This window comes from Rhodococcus sp. NPDC059969, from assembly GCF_042738325.1.
GTDB lineage: Bacteria > Actinomycetota > Actinomycetes > Mycobacteriales > Mycobacteriaceae > Rhodococcus_F.
Genome location: NZ_JBHWUF010000008.1, coordinates 52,788 through 70,867 on the forward strand (window position 1 = coordinate 52,788; position 18,080 = coordinate 70,867).

Annotated in this window: 19 protein-coding genes; 13 read left to right on the forward strand and 6 right to left on the reverse strand. The window is 60.0% G+C overall.

Going from position 1 to position 18,080, the window contains the following annotated elements; all coding sequences use genetic code 11:
- Positions 1-124: 124 nt before the first annotated feature.
- Positions 125-583 carry a MarR family winged helix-turn-helix transcriptional regulator gene (locus ACFWAD_RS21190; protein ID WP_378535592.1) on the reverse strand — a complete coding sequence of 153 codons (459 nt, stop codon included), beginning with the start codon at positions 581-583 and terminating at the stop codon, positions 125-127.
- Between the two features lie 62 nt (positions 584-645).
- Between ACFWAD_RS21190 and ACFWAD_RS21195 the strand changes: the two genes are divergently transcribed.
- Together ACFWAD_RS21195 and ACFWAD_RS21200 are read left to right on the forward strand one after the other, a co-directional pair.
- Positions 646-1,521 carry a haloalkane dehalogenase gene (locus ACFWAD_RS21195; RefSeq protein ID WP_378547387.1) on the forward strand — a complete coding sequence of 292 codons (876 nt, stop codon included), beginning with the start codon at positions 646-648 and terminating at the stop codon, positions 1,519-1,521.
- 168 nt (positions 1,522-1,689) lie between these two features.
- Positions 1,690-2,328: a PAS and ANTAR domain-containing protein gene (locus tag ACFWAD_RS21200; protein ID WP_378547390.1), complete on the forward strand. Its 639-nt coding sequence runs from the start codon at positions 1,690-1,692 to the stop codon at positions 2,326-2,328.
- 155 nt (positions 2,329-2,483) lie between these two features.
- On the opposite strand, the gene ACFWAD_RS21205 is transcribed toward ACFWAD_RS21200, so the two are convergent.
- Positions 2,484-2,630, reverse strand: a complete 147-nt coding sequence (locus ACFWAD_RS21205) for a hypothetical protein (RefSeq protein WP_378547393.1) — start codon at positions 2,628-2,630, stop codon at positions 2,484-2,486.
- Between the two features lie 185 nt (positions 2,631-2,815).
- Between ACFWAD_RS21205 and ACFWAD_RS21210 the strand changes: the two genes are divergently transcribed.
- The 5 genes from ACFWAD_RS21210 (at position 2,816) to ACFWAD_RS21230 (ending at position 6,737) form a co-directional block, all read left to right on the forward strand.
- A complete protein-coding gene (locus ACFWAD_RS21210) occupies positions 2,816-4,003 on the forward strand; it encodes a zinc-dependent alcohol dehydrogenase (protein WP_378547396.1) in 1,188 nt (395 codons plus the stop codon).
- A gap of 27 nt (positions 4,004-4,030) precedes the next feature.
- A complete protein-coding gene (locus ACFWAD_RS21215; RefSeq protein ID WP_378547399.1) occupies positions 4,031-4,741 on the forward strand; it encodes an enoyl-CoA hydratase/isomerase family protein in 711 nt (236 codons plus the stop codon).
- A gap of 62 nt (positions 4,742-4,803) precedes the next feature.
- On the forward strand, positions 4,804-5,331 hold the full coding sequence (locus ACFWAD_RS21220; protein WP_378547402.1) for an SRPBCC family protein: 528 nt from the start codon (positions 4,804-4,806) through the stop codon (positions 5,329-5,331).
- A gap of 51 nt (positions 5,332-5,382) precedes the next feature.
- Entirely contained in the window at positions 5,383-5,970 is a 588-nt protein-coding gene (locus ACFWAD_RS21225; RefSeq protein WP_378547405.1) for a TetR/AcrR family transcriptional regulator, read from the forward strand.
- Positions 5,967-6,737 (forward strand): glucose 1-dehydrogenase, encoded by a 771-nt coding sequence (locus ACFWAD_RS21230; protein ID WP_378547408.1) that lies wholly within the window; start codon positions 5,967-5,969, stop codon positions 6,735-6,737. The genes ACFWAD_RS21225 and ACFWAD_RS21230 overlap by 4 nt, the downstream gene beginning before the upstream one ends.
- 44 nt (positions 6,738-6,781) lie before the next feature.
- Here the strand turns inward: ACFWAD_RS21230 and ACFWAD_RS21235 are convergent, their stop codons facing one another.
- The gene (locus ACFWAD_RS21235; protein ID WP_378547411.1) at positions 6,782-7,267 is read right to left on the reverse strand and encodes an RNA polymerase subunit sigma; all 486 of its coding nucleotides are present in this window, start codon (positions 7,265-7,267) and stop codon (positions 6,782-6,784) included.
- A 424-nt stretch (positions 7,268-7,691) separates the two neighbouring features.
- Between ACFWAD_RS21235 and ACFWAD_RS21240 the strand changes: the two genes are divergently transcribed.
- The 3 genes from ACFWAD_RS21240 (at position 7,692) to ACFWAD_RS21250 (ending at position 12,492) form a co-directional block, all read left to right on the forward strand.
- A complete protein-coding gene (locus ACFWAD_RS21240; RefSeq protein ID WP_378535572.1) occupies positions 7,692-8,579 on the forward strand; it encodes an SAM-dependent methyltransferase in 888 nt (295 codons plus the stop codon).
- A 184-nt stretch (positions 8,580-8,763) separates the two neighbouring features.
- Complete coding sequence (locus tag ACFWAD_RS21245; protein WP_378547414.1) at positions 8,764-10,170, forward strand: serine hydrolase; 1,407 nt, start codon at positions 8,764-8,766, stop codon at positions 10,168-10,170.
- A 1,143-nt stretch (positions 10,171-11,313) separates the two neighbouring features.
- Positions 11,314-12,492 (forward strand): glutamate--cysteine ligase, encoded by a 1,179-nt coding sequence (locus tag ACFWAD_RS21250; protein ID WP_378547417.1) that lies wholly within the window; start codon positions 11,314-11,316, stop codon positions 12,490-12,492.
- Here the strand turns inward: ACFWAD_RS21250 and ACFWAD_RS21255 are convergent.
- Positions 12,486-12,641 carry a DUF6131 family protein gene (locus ACFWAD_RS21255; RefSeq protein ID WP_003945912.1) on the reverse strand — a complete coding sequence of 52 codons (156 nt, stop codon included), beginning with the start codon at positions 12,639-12,641 and terminating at the stop codon, positions 12,486-12,488. The two genes, ACFWAD_RS21250 and ACFWAD_RS21255, sit on opposite strands and share 7 nt — an antisense overlap.
- Positions 12,642-12,786: 145 nt before the next feature.
- Here ACFWAD_RS21255 and ACFWAD_RS21260 point away from each other — a divergent pair, with 145 nt between their 5' ends.
- The 3 genes from ACFWAD_RS21260 (at position 12,787) to ACFWAD_RS21270 (ending at position 15,386) form a co-directional block, all read left to right on the forward strand.
- Positions 12,787-12,990, forward strand: coding sequence for a hypothetical protein (locus ACFWAD_RS21260; protein ID WP_003945456.1), 204 nt, complete (start codon positions 12,787-12,789; stop codon positions 12,988-12,990).
- Positions 12,991-13,067: 77 nt separating this feature from the next.
- Positions 13,068-14,150 carry a M48 family metallopeptidase gene (locus ACFWAD_RS21265; protein WP_378547420.1) on the forward strand — a complete coding sequence of 361 codons (1,083 nt, stop codon included), beginning with the start codon at positions 13,068-13,070 and terminating at the stop codon, positions 14,148-14,150.
- A gap of 201 nt (positions 14,151-14,351) precedes the next feature.
- Positions 14,352-15,386: a hypothetical protein gene (locus tag ACFWAD_RS21270; RefSeq protein ID WP_378547423.1), complete on the forward strand. Its 1,035-nt coding sequence runs from the start codon at positions 14,352-14,354 to the stop codon at positions 15,384-15,386.
- Between the two features lie 38 nt (positions 15,387-15,424).
- Here ACFWAD_RS21270 and ACFWAD_RS21275 read toward each other — a convergent pair whose 3' ends face one another.
- Positions 15,425-16,591, reverse strand: coding sequence for a MinD/ParA family protein (locus ACFWAD_RS21275; RefSeq protein WP_378535562.1), 1,167 nt, complete (start codon positions 16,589-16,591; stop codon positions 15,425-15,427).
- 403 nt (positions 16,592-16,994) lie between these two features.
- A complete protein-coding gene (locus ACFWAD_RS21280; protein WP_378547426.1) occupies positions 16,995-17,963 on the reverse strand; it encodes a cellulase family glycosylhydrolase in 969 nt (322 codons plus the stop codon).
- Positions 17,964-18,080 lie beyond the last annotated feature (117 nt).

Consider the following 18,080-nt stretch of genomic DNA (forward strand, 5'->3'; position numbering starts at 1 on the left):
GGATCGACAGGTAGACAGCAAATCTCGTGGGGGATCGACGCTTCCGTCGGTCCCCCAACGAGCGTCCGACGGCGCGGATCCGCACACGACCACCATCGGTTGCGCTTCGAAGTGGATCAGGGCGTTATTCATCTCCGGCTTCGGTGGCGTCGAGTAGCGCACCGAGGGCGCGGTGAAGTTCGGCAAGCTCACGTCCGCCGGTTTTTGTCAGTACGCGAGTATTTTCCGCGTCCAATTCGCGGACAATGTCTTTGGCGAGCACGATAACCCGTTTTCCCTCGTCGCTGAGATCGAGGCAAACGGCGCGAGCATCGCGACTGTCACGTTCGCTGACAACAAATCCGCCCTTCTCCAAAGCTCGCACGAGCTTGGATATGTAGATTCGCTGCAACCCTGTCTGTGCGGCAAGTTCTCGCTGACTTGGCCTCTCCCCCTCACTTACGAGACCGTGGAGTGACGCAAGCACCGAATACTGGGCGTGAGTCAACCCGAGATGCGCGATCGCTCTGTCAACTCCCGCCCGCCAGCGAAGGGCAAGATGCCACACCAGCGACCCTGTAGTCCATGTTTCTCGATCTTGCATACATATAGAGTACATGGCTACTATCTCAATTAGAGTATATGGAAACTATTTGAGGAGTCGCAATGCCCACAATTTCCGTGCTCGACTCGACCATGGCTTACAGCTCGTGCGGCGAAGGCACACCCTTCGTGCTGATCCACGGAAATCCCACATCTTCCTATGTGTGGCGAAACATACTGCCACACATAGGAAATACCGGCCGCGCACTTGCTCCCGACCTCATCGGAATGGGCGCGTCCGGCAAGCCCGCAATCGACTACGGTTTCCTCGATACCGCCCGCTACCTCGATGCCTGGTTCGACGCGATGGAGCTCGACGACGTCGTACTCGTCGGGCACGACTGGGGTGGAGCACTCGCACTCGACTGGGCTACCCGTCACCCCGATCGCGTCCGAGGTGTGGCACTCTTCGAAACGATCCTGCGTCCGATGACCTGGGACGAGCACTTCCCGGGAGACGCACGAGCACGGATCGAGGCACTGAGAGCCCCCGGGACCGGCGAGACGAAGGTACTCGACGAGAACTTCTTCCTCGAAATCGCGCTTCACAGAACAGTTCTCGGCGGCCTGTCCGAAACAGACGTCGACGCCTATCGTGCCCCTTACCCCTCACGTGAGAGTCGCCGGCCCCTTCTCGCGTGGCCACGATCCTTCCCCATCGAAGGAAGTCCCGCTGAAGTGGATGCACGTGTGTCGGCGTACAGCGAATGGCTCGCGGAAAGCACCGAGGTACCCAAACTCCTTCTCACCTTCAGCGGCCCCGCCGAACTTCTCATGATCGGACCCGACGAAGTCGCGTGGAGTCGATCGAACATCGCGAACCTCGAGGTGACCGAGTGCGGTCCCGCAGGGCATCTCGCCCCCGAGGATCAGCCCTCGGCAATCGCCGCGGCAATCACCGAATGGACACAGCGGCAACACCGTTTCAGCCGCGAGTGACCGGACTCCGTCGCCCAAGCGCTCCGAGCGTCGTTTCGCCAACGCGTGCGGTAGCGACCCAGACCTTGCTCCGAAATGTGGGACCGACACCACCTCCGCCGGATTTGTCCGATATAACTAACTGTCGAGTACGCCGGTTGGGACGAGGTCGAGAACGAGGGGGCGTGGGTGGTAAGTGAGGACGGGCTGGGACAGACCTCGGAATCGGGGGCCCCACACAGAGTGGGCGGGTTTCTCTATCACCGAAGCGGCGATCGGTGGGAGTGGTCGGACGAAGTTGCGCGGATTCACGGCTACGAACCCGGACAAGTAGACCCCACGACTGAATTGATGCTCTCGCACAAGCATCCTGACGACCGAAGTCACGTTGCCCAGACACTGCTCGCCATCCGCACTTCAGGCGGCCCGTTCAGTAGCCGGCACCGCATCATCGACACTGCCGGGGACACGCACTCGGTAATCGTCGTCGGAGACAGCGTCGTGGCCGAGTCAGGTCAAGTGGTGGGTAGCTCCGGCTTCTACATCGACGTCACCGAAACCCTGGACAGCACAGTGAAAGCATCGGTCGACGTACTGGTCAACGAAATCACCGCTTCTCGCGCAGTGATCGAGCAAGCCAAAGGCATGCTCATGCTGATCTACGGAATTTCGGCCGACCGCGCCTTCGACATCCTCGTGTGGCGTTCTCAAGAGACCAACGTGAAACTGAGGGACGTTGCGGAGCAGTTGATAGTGCGAACGCTGGACGAATTCCGGGTACCGACACCATTGCGGACCCGATTCGATCACTTGCTGTTACAGGGTTGAACGACAACAGGGTTGAATGGCGACCGGGCTGAGGGATCTGTCCAAGGCGGTTCCCGTGGCTGGCTGCTCAACCTCGAGGAACCTCGCCCGCATTGATTCCGGGACGGTCCGATGCGGCCTATCCCCGTTGTTACCCAACACGGAGTAAAAGGAAACTACTTGTCGCCAGACTTCTTGTCGGAGGTCTCCTCGACCAGTTCAGGTGCTTGTTCGCGAGTTGCCATTCCGCCGTCGCCGCCCTTGTCGACGGGCCCTGGGTGCCCGCCCTTGGGCGACTGGTCGTTATTGTCCTTCTCGGTCATGCGGTCATCCCCGTCATCTGGTCGTGTCAGTCACACAGCGCGAGGCCTTGCAAGAACGTCAAGCCCACCGCCCTCTCAATCTAATGCTCTCAGCACTTCTCGCAACCCTCACCGATTTGTTTGCATTTCAGCACTTTCGGGCAGGTGACAGCGAACAGCATTTCCACGATGAGAGGTCGATCCCAGTGCGCGCAGTGACTTGGCAAGGCAAACGGAAAGTAAGCGTCGATACGGTTCCGGACCCCACGATCATCGAGCCCACCGACGCGATCATCAAGGTCACCACGACGAACATCTGCGGATCGGATCTGCATCTGTACGAGACTCTGGGTGCCTTCATGAATGCGGGCGACATTCTCGGTCACGAACCGATGGGCATCGTCGAAGAAGTCGGATCGGATGTCACGAATCTCGAGATAGGCGATCGCGTCGTGATCCCGTTCCAGATCTCGTGCGGCAATTGCTTCATGTGCGATTCGAGTCTCTATACCCAGTGCGAAACGACTCAGGTCCGTGATCAGGGAACGGGCGCCGCGTTGTTCGGCTTCTCCGAGCTGTACGGATCGGTGCCAGGTGGTCAGGCTGAATACCTACGAGTCCCGCAGGCACACTTCACACACATCAAAGTTCCCGAAGGTCCGGCGGATTCACGATTCGTCTATCTCTCCGACGTGCTTCCCACTGCCTGGCAGTCAGTCGAATACGCCGACATCCCGCCGGGTGGATCCGTGACAATCCTCGGCCTCGGACCGATCGGCGACATGGCTGCTCGCATCGCGCACCACAAGGGATTTCGGGTGATCGGCGTGGATCGTGTACCCGAACGCCTTGCGCGCGTTGCCGAACGCGGTATCGAGACCCTCAACCTGGACGACTACGGCAGCAAGATCGGCGATGCTGTCAGAGACGCGACAAACGGACGCGGAACCGATTCGGTGATCGACGCTGTCGGCATGGAAGCGCACGGGTCTCCGATCGGAAAGCTCGCGCAGCAGTTCGTCGGACTCCTTCCCGATGTTCTTGCCGCGCCGGCGATGCGCACCGCAGGGATCGATCGCCTCGGTGCCGTCTATTCGGCCATCGACATCGTTCGGCGCGGGGGAACCATTTCTCTGATCGGTGTCTACGGCGGAATGGTTGATCCACTGCCGCTGATGACCATGTTCGACAAGCAGATTCAGCTCAGGATGGGCCAGGCGAACGTCAAGAAGTGGGTAGACGACATCATGCCATTGCTCGCTGACGACGACCCACTCGGCGTCGACACATTTTCCACTCATCAGCTCCCGCTCGATCAGGCGCCACACGCCTACGAGATCTTCCAGAAGAAGCAGGAAGGCGCGGTCAAGATCCAACTGAAACCGCACGGTTAATCCAACTCCGCAGTATTGTCGCCCGATATGCCGTATTTGGATCGCGTCGGAGAAGTATTTGTCCTCCACCTGGGTAATGAAGGCGAGCCGGATACGCCGAATCCGTTCAATCCCCGGTGGCTCGACGAGGTCGAGGGACTCCTCACCGAAGTCGAGAACTTCGACGGTCCGGGAGCGCTGGTCACGACAGCTGTGGGCAAGTTCTATTCCACTGGGCTGGATACAGATTGGATTCTGCACAACGCCGATCAGGTCAACGGGTACATCGACCGCGTTCAAACCTTGTTCGCGCGACTGTTGACGTTTGCGATGCCCACCGTCGCCGCGATTCCGGGACATGCCTTCGGCGGTGGTGCCATTCTGGCCGCCGCGCACGATCACATCGTGATGCGTGAGGATCGCGGTTTCTTCTGCCTGCCAGGGATCACTATCGGCGCGAGTTACGCACCCGGAAGCATCGCCCTACTGGCATCACGTCTTCCGACACGCACAGTCCACGACGCGCTCGTCACAGGTAGGCGGTACGGCGGAATCGAGGCAATGTCAGCAGGATTCGTAGATCAAGTCGCGGCTGCGGACGATGTACTTTCGACAGCGGTCGACTACGCACGCACGTTGACTCGAACTCGTGGACGCACGCTCCATGAGATCAAGGAACTGCTGTATGCCGAGCCGTTGGCCCTCCTACGAACGCCAGTAGCCGGAATCGACAAGCAAGTGATACTGAAAGACAACTGACCGACACCACCGATCGTCGCACTCGCTTCACACACGCTCGACAGAAAGAAACTGAAACCGAAATGGCTCGCGAACTTACCGTCTCCGACAGCGTCGTCGTCAACGCCGACGCGCTCTCCCTCTACGAGCTCATCAGCGATCCCACTCGTATGGGTGCCTGGAGTCCCGAAAACACAGGCGCAACCTTGCGAGGAGACCGCGAAAGCGCTTTCCTGGGCATGGAGTTCGACGGGCACAACAAGCGTGGGCGCGCGCAGTGGACCACGAGATGCACAGTCACCGCTGCCAACGCCGGGAAGCTCTTCGAATTCCGTGTCCACAAGATCGGCCTCGGCACTCCCCGGATCCCCGCCTCCATCGCAACCTGGCAGTATCGATTTTCACCGGTGCCCGACGGAACTCGCGTTACCGAAACGTGGACCGACGACAGACGCGGCTGGCCGGACTTCGCAGCCGACATGTTCGACAAAATTGCCACCGGAGGAAAAACATTTGCCGACTTTCAGCGCGGCAACATTCACAAGACGCTCCTGAACCTCAAGAACGCAGTTGAGCAGGAGGTCTCCGCCATCGAAGGTAATGCCGACTGACCAGCCGACACCCTTTGTGGCAGTTTCTGCCACTTTTGGTACAGTGTGGATATGGCAACAGCCCGCCGCACTGCACTGCTTCTCCGCGTCTCGCAGAGTTGTGCTGCCGCTTTCGTCGAACGCGGTGACACTTCGACAACCATCGCTGAACTCGCGGCGCGAGCAGAAATCTCCGAGCGCACGTTCTACCGCTGCTTCGCCACCAAAGAGGAGAGCATCTGGCCGATGCTCGACGACGGGAACCGGAGTCTCGCCGCTGCACTCGGTGAGCAGCCACGCGATTCCGGATTGGCGCCGGCTGTCCGAAACGCCTTCGTCGCCTCGGTCGGTGAGTCTTTCGAAGACATGACCCGATCCCTGATGCCGATCATCTTCGGCGATGCCACACTCCGGAGAGTCTGGGAATCAGCGACTTTCGAGACGATGGAGCTCATTCGCCCCGAAGTGGCCCGGCTGATCGATCGACCGGAAACCTCGCTCGACACCACTGCGGCGGCGGGTCAATCGACCCTCGCTGTGGTCGCAGCACTGCGGGAAATGGCAGACCTCCGCACACCGGCACTCACGGCAATCAACCGCGCGCTCGACGCGTTTTCGACGTCGTATCTCGCGCACCCAACAGGTAAGGAACAATCATGACTCAAGATCTCTCCGGAAAAATCGTTCTCGTCACCGGTGGCGCCCGCGGCCTCGGTGAAGCGTTTGCGCGCGGCATAGTCGCAGGCAACGGGCGCGTGGTCATCGGCGACATCCTCGACGACGACGGCCGAGCGGTAGCCGAATCTCTCGGCGAGGCAGCGCGTTACGTTCATCTCGACGTCACCGACCCGGAATCGTGGAAGTCCGCCGTCGACTTCGCCGTGTCCGAGTTCGGCGCAATCAACGGCCTGGTCAACAACGCGGGAATCTCCGCTTCCGGCCAGACTGTCACCGACGAGCCCCTCGAAACATTCCAACGGATCATCCAGATCAATCTCGTGTCCGTACACACCGGAATCCACACGGTGGTCCCGTTCATGAGGGCCGCCGGTGGCGGATCCATCGTGAACATCTCCTCGGCTGCAGGCCTGATGGGCATGGCTCTGACCAGCGGTTACGGCGCAGCCAAGTGGGGCGTGCGAGGACTGAGCAAGATTGCTGCCGTCGAACTCGGTCGCGACAAGATCCGGGTCAACTCGGTTCACCCCGGCATGGTCCTGACGCCCATGACTGCACCGACGGGCATCAGCCTCGAAGAAGGCGCATTCCCCAACAATCCGTATCGCCGCGTCGGTCGCCCGGAAGAGTTGGTCGGTGCGGTCACGTACCTTCTTTCCGACGATGCCTCGTACACAACGGGTTCCGAGATCGCCGTCGACGGTGGCTGGACTGCCGGACCGTCGATCGAATACATCGCCGGCCAGTAAGGACGGGTTCCATTCCCGCCTGAATCTGCGCACTCCGACTACCCTCAGGTTGACACCAACATCTCCCTGATTGCATTCGGAGAAGGCAACTTTCGCAGTCGCTGGAGCGCCCGATGCAGGTCGAGTGACACCTGGTCGGTCGTACGGGCAAGCGATATTGCAGTCTCCTCGTTGTCGAGGCCGACGATCAACCGCAACACCAAGACGTCGCGCTCGACAACCGGAAGCGTTGTCGGAGGCGGGAGCGGCCCGACGGCGAAACCGTCGGATACCGCGCGAGCAATCGCGACGCTCGTACTCGCGTACAGCAGACGCAAGAAGGGCTGATTCGTCTCCGATCCGTCGCACACTGCCGTGAGAACCGCGACGCACGCGGCATCCGCGGCGGAGTCGGAGACGGCCCGATCAAGCTCGGCGCGGCACCGCAGCACAACCATCGGACGAAACGCCGCATACAAACTGGCCATGGACTCATGGTTACCGCTCCGCGCCGCGGTGGCAAGCCCATCCAGCGAGCCTTCCTTCAACATGGGCTCACATTCTCTCTTTCTCGACGGGAAATTTGTCCTGCAGTCCGAGGGATCAGCTGGAACCGAACAGTCCGGCGAAGAGGTTCACAGTCGGCGCGGGTGCCTGATCCTGCCAGCTTTGCCACTGGTTCTGGCTGTCCTGACACCACTCTCCGTAGATTTCTCGAGACTGTCTCTCGCAGTCATGAATGGGGCGCACACCAGTGAAGTCCTGCATCCTGGCCGTCGACTGGCACTAACCTGGCAAATTCCTGGCAGGGTGCTGATTCAAACCGAACGCCTTGCACTGCAGAGTTTTTCGATATCGGTGGATTGTCTTCTCTGCTTCAAGTCCGACCGTTCCGTTCCAGGCGGCGACGGGTCGCACGGGCGTAAGGTCGAGAGAGTTCGGCTCAGTCGTCAAGAGCGGAAGGACACCCAGACAATGCGGAGCGATGGAGATACGTGGGACATCGTCAGTAGCGTTGGACTCACCGCACTGGCAGTGGCAACATTTCGCGCATTGGAGAGCACCCGTCCGGACGCGATCATCGAAGACAAGTTTGCATCGTGGTTCGTAGAAGCCGCAGCAGAGCCACATTTCACAGCTCTGCTGAAAGATCCTGAACTCCTCGACGACACACCCTTCGGCGGTTTCATGGGCTTGCGAACCAGATTCTTCGACGAATTCTTCTTGTCGTCAACTGAATCCGGCGTTGCACAGGCGGTCATCGTCGCGGCAGGCTTGGATTCGCGTGCGTACCGACTGGAATGGGCGTCCGGATCGACAGTCTTCGAAGTAGATCAGCCAAAGGTGTTGGAGTTCAAGGCCGAAGTGCTCGCGGCACACGACGCCCAGCCGAAAACCGATCGACGCGCTGTAGCCACCGATCTGCGAAACGACTGGCCGACCGCACTCGAGGAAGCTGGCTTCGATCCGCACAACCCCACCGCCTGGTCGGCGGAAGGCCTGCTCGCCTATCTCCCCGGCCCGGCCCACGACGCCCTGTTCGAACGGATCGACGAACTCTCGACCACCGGTAGTCGGTTGGCGGTGAACGACTTTCCGGCCGGCACCGACCCGAGCAAGCTTGCGGCCATCAGATCCAAGTACTTCGCCAAGAACCCGTTCGGCGACCTGGACATCTCGCAACTGTTCTACAGCGACACACGATCCGATCCGGGTCAGTGGTTAGCTGAACACAATTGGACCGTCCGTCGCTTCAGTTCGGTCGAGTTGGCAGAACTCTACGATCGCCGGATCCCCGAACTCCCCGAAGAAATCGCGGCACTGTCGGCGCAACCGTCTTTCCTGGCCGCGACCAAGAACTAACTCTCGCAGTCCTCACGAAAACGCCTCGGGTGCAGCATTTCTCCCTTTTGTCCACCTTCACCCTGCGTGTCACCACTACGAGCCGTAGACGGTACTCGAGGATGAACCGATTCAGTACTTCAGGCTGAGAATGTCTACACCTCAGACGGACGCGCGCCGGCGAAGATACTGATGAAATGAGTCCATGAAACTCGAACACACACGCAGGAAGAGTCGCCCACTCACGTTGGTGGCACTTGCCTCCGCAGCGGTATTCGCCCTTGCCGCATGTACTTCCGGGACCGATTCCGCACAAACCTCCGAAAACAGCACAAAGGTCTCCGCCACCGAGGCACCCGCAACGGTCACGATCCCTGACAGCGCCGTCGGCAAGCAGATCACCTGGCTTCTCAGCGCGGTCAACACGAGCACACCCTTGACCCAAGAAGGAATCGCCGAGCATTTCGGGCCCACCGCACCTGTTGTCCTGACACCTCCGGACTTCGACTCCATCCGAGCCGGACAGCCATGGACCACAGTGAATTACAGGGGAGGCGACACCGACGGCACTGTTTCCATCACCAGCACCACCGGCGGTGCGTTCGACATCAACGTCGTCGTCGACGGCAGCGGGCTGATCCTGGGAATGGCGATCACACCGACCAAGACCGATCATGTGCCGGCCGCATCGTGGCCAGAGCTCGAGGCAGTTGTCAAAGCGCTTCCCGCGCCGACCAATCTGACCGTCACCGAGGTCACCGGCGGAAAGAACGCCGCAGTCTTCAGTGTCGGCGACACCGCACCCCAGCCGACAGGGTCGACGATCAAGCTGTACGTTCTCGGCGCGGTCGCGACGGCTGTCAAGAACGGGACACTCTCCTGGGATCAGAAGCTCACGATCACCGACGACCTCAAATCGATGCCCGGTGGGACCCTGCAGGATCTGCCATCGGGAACTGAAGTCACGGTCCGGGAAACCGCCGGCAAGATGATCTCGATCAGCGACAACACCGCCACCGACATGTTGATCGCTGCTGTCGGGCGCGAGCAGGTCGAAGCCGAATTCGCGCCGATGGGCATGGCGGATCCTTCCCTCAACATCCCGCTCAAGCCGACCCGCGCACTGTTCCAACTCGGCTGGGGTGACGAAGGCGCACAACGTATCGCTTGGCGCGACGGAACTCCTGATGAGCGTCGAGCGATACTCGCGGCGCTGCCGGGTGGTCTGGTGGACATCCCGGCGTCAGCATTCACTACCCCCGCATGGCCTTTCGACATCGACTGGTTCGCCTCGCCCGCCGACCTGCGTGCCGCGTTGGTCTCGTTACAAGAGATGGCGAAGACCGAGAGCGGCGCACCGGTCAGAGACATTCTCGCCGAAGATCCGGCGCTCAGCGACGAGTCTGCGAAATGGTTTACCTACGGCGGATTCAAGGGTGGCAGCTCCATCGGAGTCCTTGCGGGTGCCTATTACGTGGAACACGACGATCGTGCCTGGGTTGTCACCATGCAAACTCATGGTGACGAGGCTGCACTGGTTGCCGACCCGGCTCTGTACTTCGGTCCGGTCGACGACGCGATGCTCTTGATCCAGAAGGATGCAACCAGCTAGAGCGCACCGGGCGGGTCAAACACACGGACACAGACTCCTGCCTGACCCGTGGAGATGGCCGGATACAGAGAACCGCTGCGCATCCGGTGTCACCAGGATGCGCAGCGGCTTCGGTAAGTCTTAGCCCGTGGGAGGCTCAGTCCCGTCCGACGAGAATCCGTCGAAGAATGCGATGACCTTCTGAAGAAGTGCCGCGATGTCGAAATCTTCCAAGCTACCCATTGCGTTCGTCCTTTCGTTTAACACTGGAGGATGAAACGTGCATCTTGCAATTCCCAATGTAAAGCATCAATGGGATTTTTTCTCGACCACGCAACACTTCGACTGCAAATGCCCCATTCAGCAAGATGTGAGCAAATTGCCGCAAATAACAGCCCCACAAGCAATATTCCCCTCATCCACGACCTACGAATAGTTCCCAATTCACAGATGGGTAATCTTTGAGAAAAATTTCTGGGCGCGTCGATTCCCATAGATATTCCTGGCGAAAGCCTGAATCAGAGACTGCAAGGTAGACGAAGTTTCGACATAGAAGGTATGCAGTTCTGTCGGACATTCGACCGCGATAACGAATCGATTGCACCACTATCCTTGGCACCTCTCCACATCTTTGGAATTCACATGTAACCACTAGCGATTCCCGCTGATCGAACGCAATACCAGTTCAAGAATTCGAGAGCTTCAATTGATACTGTGCGCGCGATTAACTGATCGCGCCTGCACTCAGTCACCGAGCGCGCATGCTCCACCAAAATTTCATATCCAATTGTTGGACGTTAGTTTAGATGAGTTCACATTTCTCCGAGATCGGCCCGATAACTGGCCGACTCCAAGGACAGAACCGAGGCTGCCCCACGGCAGTACGCCAGGACACGATCCGCGACTCGACGACAGGTGTGCGGGCGTGCGGGCAAGATCACCCGAGGGTGAAATAGGGGGTGAGACATGCCTGGGGGTCTCGTTTTACCGAGTCCGGCACAGTACGTTTTCCCAGGCACGCCAGTCCCCAGATTCACACGGTGTGCAAGGGCTCGTTGACGCTTCCGAGATGTTGGCAAGACCGACCACAGGCCCCGTTCTCCCGACGAGAACGGGGCTTCCTCGTGTCTGTTTCCGCCTTCCACCGACCGGGTAGACGCGAGCATGAGCGCCACCTGCTCGACGGGATCCACCGCTGGCCGCTACGAATCGACGACCCCAACCATCGGCGTCGAAGAAGAATTCATCCTCGTCGACCCGACATCGTGGCTGCCGTCCACCGACAATGCCGCGGTTGCGGAAACCGCGTCGACACTGGGTTTGGATCTTCAGCTCGAACTGTCCCGCTGCCAAGTCGAGACCAACTCTCCCGTGTGCGAGGGCATCGACGAGCTCCGAACCCACCTGATCGACATGCGTCGGCTCGCGGGGAAGGCGGCCGATTTGAACGGCTGCAGGCTGTTGGCCGTCGGCGCACCGCTTTCGGGACCTTCCCGTTTCGAGATAAGCGACTCGCCTCGCTACCGGCAGATGGGGCAACACTTCGGCGCCCTCGCTGCCGAACAGAGCATCTGCGGTTGCCACATCCATGTAGGCGTCGCTGATCAAGCTGAGGCAGTGCAGGTCTGCAATCACGTGCGCATCTGGCTACCGGCCTTGCTTGCCCTGAGCGCCAATTCCCGTATCCACCAAGGAGTCGACACAGAATTCTCGAGTTGGCGAGCGGTTCAGTGGTCCAGGTGGCCCGTGGCCGGACCGCCGCCGTACTTCGAGACCGCCGAGGACTTCGACACCGCGGTCGCGATGATGGTGGATTGCGGAGTGATGCTAGACAAGCGGATGGCCTACTGGGATATCCGACCGTCCTGCCACCTACCGACCGTCGAGATCCGGGTCTGCGACGTTCAACCTACGGTCGACGACGCTGTGCTGCTTGCGACACTTGTGCGTGCCCTGGTCGCCACTGCGCTGCGCGCCGTAGACAAAGGCGTGCCCGCACCGCGCGCTTCTCTCGAGAGTCTTCGCATCGCGACATGGGTGTCCGCAAAGGAGGGCATCCTGGGAACGCTGATCGATCCGGTTACCGCACAAAGAATTTCGGCCACGGAGCTGTTTCGCCGACTCCTGATCCATCTCCGCGACTCACTCGACGAGACGGGTGAGTACGCGAGTGTGGAGTCGGCGCTGCGCCACAAGTTGGTCACCGGTAGCGGCAGCGACTGGCAACATCGAACGCTGCGCCAGGTCTGCCTTCGGGAACTGATCGCGCGTGCCGTTCGACGCACCCTCCCGACCGCGCCGACGGACATGGATGCGTATGGCGGCCCGACTCCGGATCAGTAGTAATGCCGCCGACCACCGATGGCATGCCCGGCCGCGCCCAGTGCGTACAGGATGATGCCGATCACCAGCAAGACGACACCAATCGTCCACAGGATCGGAATGTTCACCACGAAGCCGATTATCAGCAGGATTACGCCGAGGATGATCATGACAAGCTCCTTCAGTGCGTTCACTCGGGCGGATACGCCCGCCTCGAGCCGCATACACCGTGGATACCCGTCGGCCGAGCGTTTCATACCCACTCTGACCGGGTATTTCGCTGGGCACCACAATATTTGAAGAATCGAGCACGCCATGATGAGAATTGTGACTCTGATCGTTCTGATCTGGCTGATCGTCGGGGCCGTCGCGGCCGGCCAGCGCGGCTACTACAGCAGTTCGCCGACCAACTGTGCCGGGGTCGGGACCATCGCACTCACCGTCATCGCCGGCCCGCTGAACTACTTCGGCGTCAATCCCAAGGTTACGGATTGCACGCTTCCTCAACCAACCGAATGAACTGCCGAAAATCCACGCTAAACCGACTAGTCGTTACCCTGGAGGTGAGTCGACACACATCGAAGTGAGGGGCCACCATGACCACTGCACCAGATCGCACCCGAATCGAGTTCCCGGACATCAGCTCGCGTGCATGGGAACACCCAGCCGATCGGGCTGCATTGGTGACGCTCCGGACGCTTCGGGGGTTCGACACCGTTCTGCGGACGCTGTCCGGTCTGCTCCAAGAACGTCAGCATCGCCTCATGTATCTCGCCACGTCCGTGCGAGTCGACGAACGCCAGTTCAGCGACCTCAACGACCTGCGACGCGACTGCGTCGACATTCTGCAGGCCGACGAGACACCAGAGTTGTTCGTGCTCCAAACCCCGATGGTCAACGCCTTCACCATCGGCATGGACAAACCGTTCATGGTGGTCACGACCGGCCTACTGGACGTGATGAACTACGAGGAGCAGCGGTTCATCATCGGCCACGAACTCGGCCACGCACTGTCCGGTCATGCTGTGTATCGGACCATCTTGATGCATTTGATGCGGCTGGCCGGAACCATCGGCTGGTTGCCCGTCGGCGGGTGGGCGCTGCGCGCGATCATCGCGGCCCTCATGGAATGGCAGCGCAAGTCCGAACTTTCCGGTGATCGCGCCGGACTACTGTGCGGGCAAGACGTCCACACCGCGATCCGCGTCCAGATGAAATTGGCGGGCGGATCACGAGTCAGTGAAATCGACATCGACGCATTCTTGGCCCAGGCCGCCGAGTACGACGCCAGTGGTGACCTCCGCGACGGTGTACTCAAGCTCCTCAACATCGAACTGCTCTCGCATCCGTTCTCGGTACTTCGCGCCGCAGAACTCAAGAAGTGGGTGGACAGCGGAGACTACGCCGCAATTCTGCGCGGAAACTACCCGCGGCGAGGAGAAGACGACGGAGCGAAGATCAGCGACGAGTTCAAGAATGCGGCCAAGACCTACAAGCAGAACTTCGACGAATCAGAAGACCCTCTGATCCGAATGGTGCGCGACATCGGCAGCGGACTGGGCGGCGCGGTGGGCGCCGTCGGAAACGGCGTCGGCGATGTGGCGTCGGACATCAAGGAACGATTTACCCACTGGCGCAAGAGTTCCGACAGATCAAAGGGCGCCGACGACGCCGAGTGAACAGAATCGGGACCTGCCACCGAAGGCAGTCGGCGGCAGGTCCCGGGTTCTTGGCGTGAAGGTGATGCAGGCTTCCCTCTGCACCACCCTCACGTTCACAGACAGTACCAGCAGTCGAACAAACGTGCGAACTGAAAGCAGTCGTGTCGAATCACCAGTTGTCGGGTACGCGGCATAGGACCACTACAGAAGGGAGCCGACATGCATGCTGGGCGACTGAAGAAGGTCGGTTCGAGTGACGGCCCGTTTGCCTCCGTGTACTTCGAGGACGTCCGCAACCGGGAGGATGCGCGCGAGCGCTTCGAACTCGAATGGCGCTCGATGCGCAATCAACTCTCGAAGCAGGGAGCATCCGAATTACTGATCGCACGGCTGGACGAGGTGAAGGACAACCATCACGGAATCTCGGGGCGCGCCGGGCGAGCGATCGTCGCCACGCCGGAGGCCGTGCTGATCGACGACATTCTGCTCGAACCTGCCGGATCGACCATCGCAACCTTGGGCGAGTTGCCCTACCTGATTCCACTGATCGCACATGGATACGACACCGAGCCGTTCCTCATCGCCAAGGTCGACCACACCGGCGCAGACCTGTGCGTACGTGATGCGCGCGGGCGTGACGTGTACGGCGAATCGGTCGACGGCGACGGCTTCCCGGTCCACAAGGCACACGTCGGCGGTCAGGAGCGGTACACCGACAGCCAAGGCCTCGTGGAGGAGAACATCCGGAAGAACCTGACACTGGCCGTGGAGCGCGCGGCGGCGCTCGCCCGTGAACACAAGGTTGCATTGGTAGTCGTGATCGGAGAAGTACAGTCACGCAAAGCTTTTGCTCAGCTCCTACCGTCGACGCTACGGGTGGTGGACGTCGAAAAGGGTTCGCGTTCAGTCGGTTCGACACCCGCCGAGGTGTCGAAGTCGATTCGTGAACTGATCGACACGCAGCGGCTGCGCAGAATGGATACGGAAACCGAACGCTACGTCGCAGAGCAGGGACGGGACTCCGGCCTCTCCATCGACGGGACCGCACGCGTCCTAGACGCACTCGAGCAGGGCAAGGTCGAAACGCTGCTGCTCACCGACCCCGACGACAAGGAAGTCACGAGCGGAAAGTTGATCGGGCCCGCCGATCGCGTACTCCCCTACATCGCAATCGGGACGGGCACCGAACTGGTGCAGATCGACGAACGCCTGGTTCTCGCCGACGGCTACGGCGCGATACTTCGGCACCCCTGAACACCGGCCTGCTGATCAGATTCAGTGGGCGAGCACCTTCAGCGAGAAGCGTGCTTGCCCACCGAGTCCGGAAAACCATCGGCAATCGCTGCCACGAGCTCCAGATACGCCCGCGCAGTGCGCTTGTTCAATAACTTCAAGTCGATCGGACCGCCCTCGCCGAGGTGATCGTCGTAGGGCAGGGTCTTGACCGCGCGCACTCCACGCTGAGCGAAAACGTCCTCGAGCTGGTCGAGATCGAGCGAAGACGAACCCGGTCGCGTCGAATTGATCGCCACAACCGACCTGCTCACCAGATCCGCGTATCCATGTTTGGTCAGCCAACTGAGCGTTGCTGCTGCACTACGCGCACCGTCCTGCGCCGTCGGGCTGACGACAACCAATGCATCTGCTTCGTCGAGAATTCCGTACATGGCCGAATGCATGATTCCGGTGCCACAGTCGGTGATGACGATGTTGTAATGCACCTCGAGAATCCGCAGGGTATCGAGGTAGTCCTGCTCGTTGAACGACTCCGAAGTTTCCGGATCTGCTTCACTCGCAAGGATTTCGAGCCGGCTGTCGCCTTGCGACGTGTAGTAGCGAACATCGCTGTACGTACGAATGTCGCCGTCGGCCAACAGATCACGAACGGTCAGATGATGTTCACGTCGTTCACGATCAGCCAGAGTCCCCAGGTCGGGATTGGCGTCGATGGCTACGATCCGATCGCCACGGATCGAGGCGAACGTGGACCCGACGGTCTTGGCCGCCGTCGTTTTTCCCACACCGCCCTTGAGCGAGATGAAAGCGATCTTGTACACGCCGCGCACCGTGCGGTTGGCACGGCGCACGAGAGCCTGGTGTTCGAGTTCGGCAGCCGACTGCCCAGTGTTGATGCGACCGCCGGTGAGTTTGAACAACACACTGCCCAAACCGCGTTCGGGTGGACGCTTCGCCCGCTTGATGATGTCCAAGTCGTCGACGGAGGTCATAGGCCTGGGCGTCGAGGTTCGAAAATCGGTCGGCTCTTCACGACGTTGCTGGCGCATCCGCTGGCTGGGCAACGGTTTTGCGGCTGGTTCGTCGAATTGTGGTGTGAACGTGACAGTTCGAATCGACGTTGAGTAGCCGTCGTCGGACGCGTCGAAAAGGCCGTCGCCTCTAGTCGTTCCCGAGTTGTTCCCCAGGACTCCGCCATTCGAACCGTTGTTATCGCTGCGCACCGTTTTCCTAGGTCGAGGTCGAAATCAATTCGGACATAGCCTCTCGGACGCTATCACTCTGGCGGGCTTGCCGTTCTCTGCTCAATACCGTCACAGCACTACAGACCGTTACACCCGCCTTTCGATGACTTTGGTCCCCCCGCCGGTGCCATTCTCAGCAAATACGAACGTCGTAACGATATGCGGCACATATATCTTCATCTGCCGCCGAAAACAGCCCTCCGCAATGCCAGGGCAAATCCCTTGGTACCAAACGAGAAAAGGGAGGGTGATCGCCTGGGCGATCACCCACCCTTCATGGACAAGTGTTCAGCTGCTGCAGGATTCCAGGCTTCCGAGCGAATTGCCCGCCCCTTCAGGTTCCTGCCAGTCCGACCGGATCACTCTTACCATTCGACCTTCATCACGGGCAAAGCACACTCTTCACGTATGCAGCACTCGGCTTGACGGTGCCGTCCGACCTCACTGCACCGAAATACGACTCTCGATCCGTCGTTGCTCCGTATGGCGCGTAGTCGTTGAGCCGGTAGAAGATGAGCGGCCCCAACCATGGCTTGGTTTGCTTGTCCGCCATCGCCGACTGATAGATCTCGAGCTGACGCGCTTCGCTGACGCTGTCCGGAGTCCCACTTGTCGGCGCCCCGAACTCGGTAATCCAAATCTTTTTTGCAGAATCTCCGTTGGCAGTCATGATTCCGCGAAGGCTCGGCCGAACGATCCCGCCGCCCGCGAACGACTCGACACTCATCTGAGACCACGAGTTCCAGTCATGTTCGTCTGTAGGCAGCGCCGGATACGAATACGGATGATGCCCGACAGCGTTGAACGATGACCGTGCACCATTCGTATACAGGGATTGTAAGAATGTGAGCGGCGCGACCTGGCTGCCGTCGGCAGCGTCCGCGGCAGGTGACATACCGCCGCTGATGATCGTGATCGAAGGATTCGCCAAGCGGGCCGAGGTAGCAGCCGCTTTCAGCAATTGTGCGTATCGCACGGGATTAGGCTTCGGATTAGCAACCGAGTCCTTCCAGAACATACTGATATTCGGTTCGTTCCAGATCTCGTAAGACATGATGCCTTTAGGTGCATAGCGTGCAACAAGCTTGTTCACGAACGTCGCATATTTGGAAATGTCGGCCGGTGCGTACTTGTCGTCCGCAGGAGCACCTGCAGGTCGAGCCCACGCCGGCGTTGTATGTGGCAGGAGAATGATCTTCTTTCCGTGAGCGAGAGCCTCGTTCACGACCGTGTCGAGCGGACCCCAGCTATAGGAATTAACGCCCCCGGATTGAATCTGCGACCAAAACGCATCGATACGAACCCAACTCACGCCTGCGCTGTCGATCAGGTTCAGCGCAGCTTCACGCACCGCTGGGCGGACGATTGATTCGCGTAGACGATGCCGTAGTCACTGACCGGACAGACCGTTGGCGCGGCAGTCACAGATGGTGGGTTGATCAAAAATGACATCAACCCCAGAACTGCT